The organism is Nostoc flagelliforme FACHB-838, from assembly GCF_014698065.1.
Classification (GTDB): Bacteria; Cyanobacteriota; Cyanobacteriia; order Cyanobacteriales; family Nostocaceae; genus Nostoc; species Nostoc flagelliforme_B.
This window is the reverse complement of sequence record NZ_JACJSI010000286.1, coordinates 1-7560: the sequence shown is the minus strand read 5'-3', so window position 1 is coordinate 7560 and position 7560 is coordinate 1. Positions and strand designations below refer to the sequence as shown.

Annotated in this window: 5 protein-coding genes; 3 read left to right on the top strand and 2 right to left on the bottom strand. The window is 39.6% G+C overall.

Features of this window, described 5'->3' with window-relative positions:
- Positions 1-2552 (bottom strand): plasmid replication protein, CyRepA1 family (locus H6G97_RS40975; RefSeq protein ID WP_190946334.1); only part of this gene is annotated, 2552 nt, incomplete at its 3' end.
- Positions 2549-2830, bottom strand: a complete 282-nt coding sequence (locus tag H6G97_RS40970) for a hypothetical protein (protein WP_190946333.1) — start codon at positions 2828-2830, stop codon at positions 2549-2551. The genes H6G97_RS40970 and H6G97_RS40975, both read right to left, overlap by 4 nt.
- A gap of 929 nt (positions 2831-3759) precedes the next feature.
- Between H6G97_RS40970 and H6G97_RS40965 the strand changes: the two genes are divergently transcribed.
- The 3 genes from H6G97_RS40965 (at position 3760) to H6G97_RS40955 (ending at position 7447) form a co-directional block, all read left to right on the top strand.
- A complete protein-coding gene (locus H6G97_RS40965; RefSeq protein WP_190946332.1) occupies positions 3760-5172 on the top strand; it encodes a helix-turn-helix domain-containing protein in 1413 nt (470 codons plus the stop codon).
- 21 nt (positions 5173-5193) lie between these two features.
- The gene (locus H6G97_RS40960) at positions 5194-6888 is read left to right on the top strand and encodes a protein kinase domain-containing protein (protein ID WP_190946331.1); all 1695 of its coding nucleotides are present in this window, start codon (positions 5194-5196) and stop codon (positions 6886-6888) included.
- A 226-nt stretch (positions 6889-7114) separates the two neighbouring features.
- The gene (locus tag H6G97_RS40955; protein WP_190946330.1) at positions 7115-7447 is read left to right on the top strand and encodes a hypothetical protein; all 333 of its coding nucleotides are present in this window, start codon (positions 7115-7117) and stop codon (positions 7445-7447) included.
- Positions 7448-7560: the final 113 nt, after the last annotated feature.

The following is a 7560-nucleotide window of genomic DNA, read 5'->3' as shown; positions in this document are numbered from 1 at the left end:
TCTACGAGTGATTCGGTTACTTCGATGCCGTAAGAATCAGAAATGCGGAATTTTTCGCATTCAAAAATTTCATTAGGGTCAAGGTAATCTTTGCTCTGACGGGCACGGTACTCGCTCAAAGTAATATTGTTCGCCTTGGCAACAGCCGAATTGTGGGCATGATCCAAAGCTTGTGCTGCTGCTTTAAGACTTTCGAGAGATTGCTCATCATCTTCACTGCCCATACATATAAATGTATTGCCCATTTCGGTGAGGAGCGATCGCAAGTCATCGCGGAGATTATTGAGAGAATAGTGGCGGTTAGCCATAATTTGGCAGTAAGCCTCAAGCGCCCAATCTTTCTCGGCTCCCCGCTTACCCGTTTCTCTGTCAATTCGCAACAGAAAAGCGGTCATTTCATTGGTTTGGAGCAAACGCTCTTTAATCTTGGTAGCATTGGTATCCTTGTAACCGAAAGGAGGACGCGGGGCCACCCAAATATGAAACGGGACTTTTGGGCGATAGCGGTAAAGTTGTTGGGCGCATTCAGTAGCGGTTTGGGAAACGCCGTGAAACACGCCAAACACTAAGTCAAAATGATACTCAGAAATATCGACACCAGTCCCCAGGCTAGGGGAAGTGAACAAGGCATCAAAGTTTTTGACGGCGTTGGTGATATCTTTGATGAAAGCGACATTCTCATCGCTGCCAGAATTGTCAGAGTGAACAGACCAGATACGGCATTTTTTTGGTGTATGTGATTTTTCGGAGTTAGATTCTTCGTAGTTGATTGTAAAGGATTTGTCGAGTTTTTTGATGAAACGCTTACTGTCACTTGCAACCATGACTTTCAGACCTTGCATCAGCGCTGCCGAGATTTGGGCGACTAGAGCGCTTGAATTATCCCCCTCGTACCAATAAATTGTGCGTGAACCGTTTCGCCACTCGTTTTTGATAATGTACGGGACTTCACCGAGTGGTCGCATTGCAAGAAAGAAGTTTACCGTTAAATCATCCATGTGTGCATCAGCGATGACGACCAGTGGCGCGTTGTATACTATATATTCCAGTACTTCAAGTATTGCTGCACGGTGCTGTTTGCAAGTATTACTGTGCAGTAAGTGGGTGAGGTATTGGCAGGCTTCATCTATAAATATGCAGCCGTAGGTGAGAGATTGAGTATTCAGCTTATGCAAGCTGTCAATAGTAATACTAAGGGCTTGGGCCTGGGCTAAACCTGTGTAACCCAAGTCTGAATACATTGCCGTCCGCAAACGTTCGGCAAGATTTTTCAACAAGTTAACCCGATGTCCATTGTTGAGGAACCGCGCATCAGGATTTTGGTCACGCCACCAGCGCATAAGTTCAGTTTTGCCAGTACCCATGTCGCTCCAGAGTACGACTAGTCCTGATTTTGGGAAATTGAAGGTAGGGGATTTCTTCGATTTGTCTGAATCAACTCCGCCAGAATCGGTAGACTCCTTCTTTGGAGGATGTCCTTTTATAGATGGCGTGAAAAGTTGTTCCTTTTCAAGCTCATAAAGCTCAGGCAAATTGCATTTTTCTTCAAGTTCAGGAATGCACAAAGCCTCAGAGAGATATTTGACATTAATAGTGACATCCGGTTTGTATTTGCTAAGTCCCCATTTCTTAGCCCGATACGAGCGCTGGTAATCTTTTAGTGATTTGGCATCGTCTATAATTGCAGTCAGCAGAGCATTGGCATCTTCACTGCGACTAACTACAAAATCATCAACACCTTTTTCTGGCCCCGGCAACAGCGCAACTTCACATTCACAACCAGCCGATTCGATTGCTTTTGCAGTGCGAACAGTGGCTTGAAACACCGACCACCTGGTTTTAGCTTTTGTTTCGTGGTCAAATAATATAATGAACTTGCGTCCCGGTTGTGCCAAGGGCATTAAATCTGGATGCAACCGTTCATCGAAATCTTGTTTGCCTACGCGCCCGTTCCAAATTCCTGGGAGTGCGATCGCTACAAACCCTAAACTAAGCAAGCAGGCCGCTTTTTTTTCGCCCTCGCATAAGATAACTGGAATCTCTGGATGTTGCTTTACCCACTCCCAAAATATTAGTGGATTGAGTTGATCCAGTAAGCGCAATGTTAAAAGTGAATGATAGCGCTTAATTAAATAACGCTTTGCAACTTTGTCCCAGATGGGGTTAGCGACATCAAAGTAAGTAACGCGGTTGGGGGTTTTGGGGGGTGACTCGTATTTAACTGGTTTACCTGTTTGCCAATCAAAGCGCGGGAAGTTAGGCTTAATTCTTCCCCATTCCATCGGTTGCCAATTTTTGAATGGGTCAAGTGACTGAATCCACGTCCCACCTAGTAATAGGTGCTGATACATTTTAATGTATCCATCCGTGACCCGACCCGCATTCTTGCGTGGCAGTTTATCAGATATGAACAGGAAATCATAAACTGATTCTCCCTCTACATGGAAAAAGTTGCGCTTAATCAACGCCGGATGAATGGCGCTACCAGCTAACAACTCATGGTATTCACAAGGCGTGAGATTGTTTGGATATTCAGTTGTCGCTGAATTCATCGGTTCTCTCCTCGGAATCCCTTAGAGAGAAATGTGTCTAATCTCAAAGTGATATTGGTGCTTTCCAAGGAAGCGATGTTTCCGTAGCCTTCGTTTAAACGCAGCCAGTTTTCAAGCTGCCAAACTCTTACTTTAGCTAAGATATTCCTGAATTTCTCCAGCACCACAGCATAAAGCTGCCATACGTAGACGCTTCTGCGACACGAAGCCGCAGAAAACGCTACATTCGACCCTATGCGCTCTAACACTGCGCTTTTGGGAGAATAGCTATTTGTCATGATATTGATTTTCCCTGATAACTCGGTTTTCAAGTTCAGAGGGGGTTATTCACGCTGCTACTGTTTTAGACTACAAAGTTCGCAATTTTACTTCATTAAACTTAAACTTTAGCTAAAAGTGAGAATTTTGACAGCCAAAAACGCCGTAAGAAATAGACTTTCCAAACGGTAGAACCTATAATGGATCTTGCAGCGTGGTAAAAACTCTCGGACAGTTTTAGTGGACATCAAGTCGCCAAACTATAATAGCCACTGATTTTGTACCTTCGAGATCAACCCCGCTCTTTTTAACGATGAGTTTTACAAACAGACAAAGCGCCTACTCCTTAGTGGCGCTTTGTGCTTTAAATTTTTTGATGCTTTTACTTTCATGTTTCCCCTCATTAGCTTGGTTATCATGGCTCTGAAACCTTCATACTTTAGGCATGATATAAATAGAGCAATGGCTGGCTCTGTTACAGTCAAATTCAAAAGCTCAAAAGTGATCTGATATATCGAGCAGCACCTGTCTAGATTTATGTGGTTTTGAGCATTGCTTTTAGTTCTCCCGCAATTATACTAGTTTTGACAGTCTCTCCAAACTTTTTTTAGTTTAGTACGTACTTGAACTAGAATATATCAGTATCGTAATATAATAGCGACTCAATTGTTATGATTCGTGAAGTTTGAAATATACAGCAGCTTGCAAGTTAAGTGAGGTAGAGAATGCAGGGCTTAAAATCCACATAAAGAGTTTTTAGTTCCGTCCTACCCGCTTCCTGCTTCAAAGTCAGTAACTTTGCATTTTATGAAAAAGGAAGCTGTTGTACAAGTAAGGAATAGTAGACTATGCAGCTTTTTTAAAGCTCATCAGTTAAAAAGTATATACTTCTGATTTAGTGAAATTGATAAAAAACAGCACGTCCGTACTCAAAGGAGCTTAATAAAAGGTGAATACTAAAGAAGCTATCCAAGCCATAGATGACTTAGTGTTTGCAAAACAAGGCAGGTGGCTAGAAGAGCCAGAAAAAATTGTGCTTAGATCAGCTTGGCTTGATCTGGATTACAAGGATATAGCAGAAAAGAGTCTCTATGACATTAATCTTTTGCAGAGGCGTGTAGCACCTAAGCTGTGGGTACTATTAACAGGAATATTAGGGAATGGAGAAAAAGTCACTAAGAAACGACTGCGGGGCATTGTAGAAAAACAGATATTAGTAGCTGACAATGAACCAGCTAAATGGAATGAAGCTACTGCTGGTCTGCCTACACTCGTAGGAAATCTGCCTGACGTATCCAATTTTTATGGTCGGGCTTCTGAACTAGCGATGTTGAAAGAATTGATAGCTCAAGAGCGCTGTGTAGCAATTGTAGGAGCGGCTGGAATCGGGAAAAGTGCTTTAGTTGCTAAATTAGTTCAAGCTTTGCGTATGGGGTCGTATGAATTTAATAGTTTCATTTGGAAGTCAGTTTCGTATAGACCGTTGCTTACAGATTTAGTTGCTGACTTGCTTAGAATTTTTGCTTATTCAGAAAACCAGGAGCTAGATTTGCCAGAATCCATCCAAGCTAGGACATCAAAGTTATTTGATTACCTGCGCTCACGTCGTTGTTTAGTGATTCTTGACTCAGCGGAGTCCTTATTACAGGGAGATAGAAATACCAACTCAAATGCTTATGGTAAGGAGTATGCAGAGTATGGGACGTTCTTTAATAGGGTTGTAGAGGAACAGCATCAAAGCTGTTTTTTACTGACTAGTCGTGAACCATTTATCGATTTTAATCGTCTGCAAAAAAAAGGGCAACCAGTTAGGACAGTAAAACTTGAAGGGTTGGGAAAGGAAGGTTTAGAAATTTTTCGTTTGCACGGGTTAACTAATGAGGATAAATGGGGAGATTTAGTTCAAACTTATCGGGGAAATCCCTTATCATTAAAAATGTTAGCTGAAAAGATTCAAAATTTTTTTGCTGGTAGTGTGAAGGATTTTTTGAAATTTAAAACTGTGTTGATGACAGATGTATTCCAAGAGAGCTTGGATGAATTATTTGAAGAGAAAGGCCGTCTAACTATTTTAGAGAAACAGATTATGTTTCATTTAACGGAAAAACTACATCAAGAGTCTGCAAATTCAATTGTATTGAGCGAATTTCTTAAAGAAATTAAAGAGAGGCAACAGGGTGAGGTAACGACCTCAGAAATATTTGAAGCCATAGAGTCTTTGTATGCACGTTCTCTGATTGAGCAAGAAAAGGATGATAATAAAGAAGTACTACTGAGATTAGAGCCTCAAGTTATAAAGTATATTTGCACCTATACTTTAAAATCAGTTCAAAATGTAGTTTATGATTTTAAATCGGCTTAATTATTTTAATGACCTAAATGTGTGAGCTATTGTATTAGTCCTAAGTGTACACATCGTAAAAATAATGACAAAAGCGAAAGATGTGTTAATTGTGGTACAGAATTGTTGATTGCACATCGATTTCGTTTGCTTAAGCCATTACGTCCTTTGGACTACCGTTACAGTACAGAAATTTTTGAAGCAGTGGATGATAAAGGTACTCGAAAAGTAATGAAGGTGTTGCGATCGCAAAGACCTAAGGAAATCAGCTTGTTGGAGCGAGAAACACTTACATTGCAATTATTTAATCATCCTGGTATTCCTAGAGTTGTAGACGATTTATTTACTGTTACACCCAATAATAGCTCTACTGAACTGCATTGCTTAGTAATGCAGAAATTTGAAGGACTTAATTTAGAACAGTGGGTAAAAGCTAACGGGAAAATATCTCAAGCTTTAGCTCTGAATTGGCTTATACAGATAGTAAAAATTCTTGATGAAGTCCATCGTAGTGGTTTTTTCCATAGAGATATTAAACCTTCAAATATAATTGTTCAACCTGATGGTCAGCTAGGATTAATTGATTTTGGTGCAGTTCGAGAAGTAACCCGTAGCTATCTAGCAAAAGTTAGCGGTAGTGGGGGGAATGATATGGGGCTTGGTCAGCATGAAATTACAGTACTTGTAACGGCTGGTTTCACCCCCTTGGAACAAATTAACGGTCAAGCAGTACCACAATCAGATTTTTATGCTTTAGGGCGAACGTTAGCATATTTAGTAACTGGAATTCATGTAACCAATTTACTAACAGATCAGCAAACAACAAGACTTATCTGGAGGAATAAAGCACGACATATTGAAAAACCCTTTGCAGATTTGCTAGATGATTTGATGGCTCCGGCTCCAGGAAAACGTCCACCATCTACACAAATACTTTTACAGCGTTTAGAAGACCTACCGTTTAAGTTAAAGTTTAATCGAATACTTACATCGAAGCGATTCATAATTAGTTTAGGTATTTTAGCTGTACCAATTGCTATCACTTCGTATCAAGGGTTATCTTTAGCTATTTCTAATTATTATTTTAATCTAGCTTCCCGCAATATAAATGAACCTAAGATTGCTAGAAAGTATTATGAGCAAGTAATTAGATACAACCAAAATGATGCTGCTGCATATAATAACTTAGCACTAGTTTGCCAAAGATTATTAGATACAAAGTGTGTAACAGAGAACTATAAAAAAGCCTTTAAGCTTAGACCTAACAGTTGGGAATCGCATTACGGGTTAGGAAATTTTTATGAAGATCAGCAAAAATACGATTTAGCAGAGAAAGAATATCAATTAGCTATTCAAAAGAGTAACTATGCAGTACTTGCTATTACTGCTTTGTCAAGATTGAAAAACAATAATAATGAACATGATGCGGCAATCATTTTAGCTTTGCAAGGGTTACAAAAAACTAAAGATCCGGAAATCGAAGCAGCTTTGTATAAGGATTTAGGCTGGGCAAGATTTAAGCAAAATAAGTTAATTGAAGCTAAAAAACATTTAGAAAAATCAATTCGATTAGATGGAAGAACGGATGCTTTCTGCTTGCTGTCTCAAGTCGAAGAAGCTTTGGGAGACACAGACACAGCTAGAATCTATATAGAAGGCTGTATGTTAGCTCAATCTACTTTACCAGAGGTTTTTAACTGGAGGCAAAAATTATTAGATCGCATACTTAAAAAGTAGTATTTTCTAAATAAATTTATATTGATACAGATTTTCTTCTAATTTTATGAGAAACTAAGCATATATAAACGTACTATTTGTTTTTAGACTTGTGAAAAAGAGTACAAAAATTTTAGTGGGGCTTTGTTTGAGCTTTCTACTTATAAAAGATATACCAATACTGGCAAATGTGCCGTTAGTAAGAAATAAAAGGAATCAGGTTCGCTGCAAGCCAAGTGGAAGAGTAATGTCTCCAGGTGATAAGCGTTTTGAAGTAGGAAGCTTGATTTGTGATGGCGAGAAATTAGAAGTTTTAGATGGTGGTAGTATTAAATTTTTATGTTTTAGCACAGGGATAGTTTTAGACTTATCTAGTGGATTTGTTTCTTCTAATGAATGTGCAAAACCTTATTCATCTGATTCTGTTTGCCGCATAGATAGCAGAAACTTCTGTCAAAGGACACGGAAGGGAGGGGAAGTAGGAAACCATGAGCCGACAATTATTTATCCTTATCATATCCCGACACTAAAACCGCGAACTGAAGTCGCTTGGCTTGCGGTTGCGGGTGCTACTTCTTAGAGGATGTTTTAAAAGTAGGGTAATGTTGTAAGAAAGCTCACAAAGCTTATGCTGAGATTTGTAGAAACCAGCACCTTGTGAGCAAATGACTAAAGCATACCGTAGCAATTTGA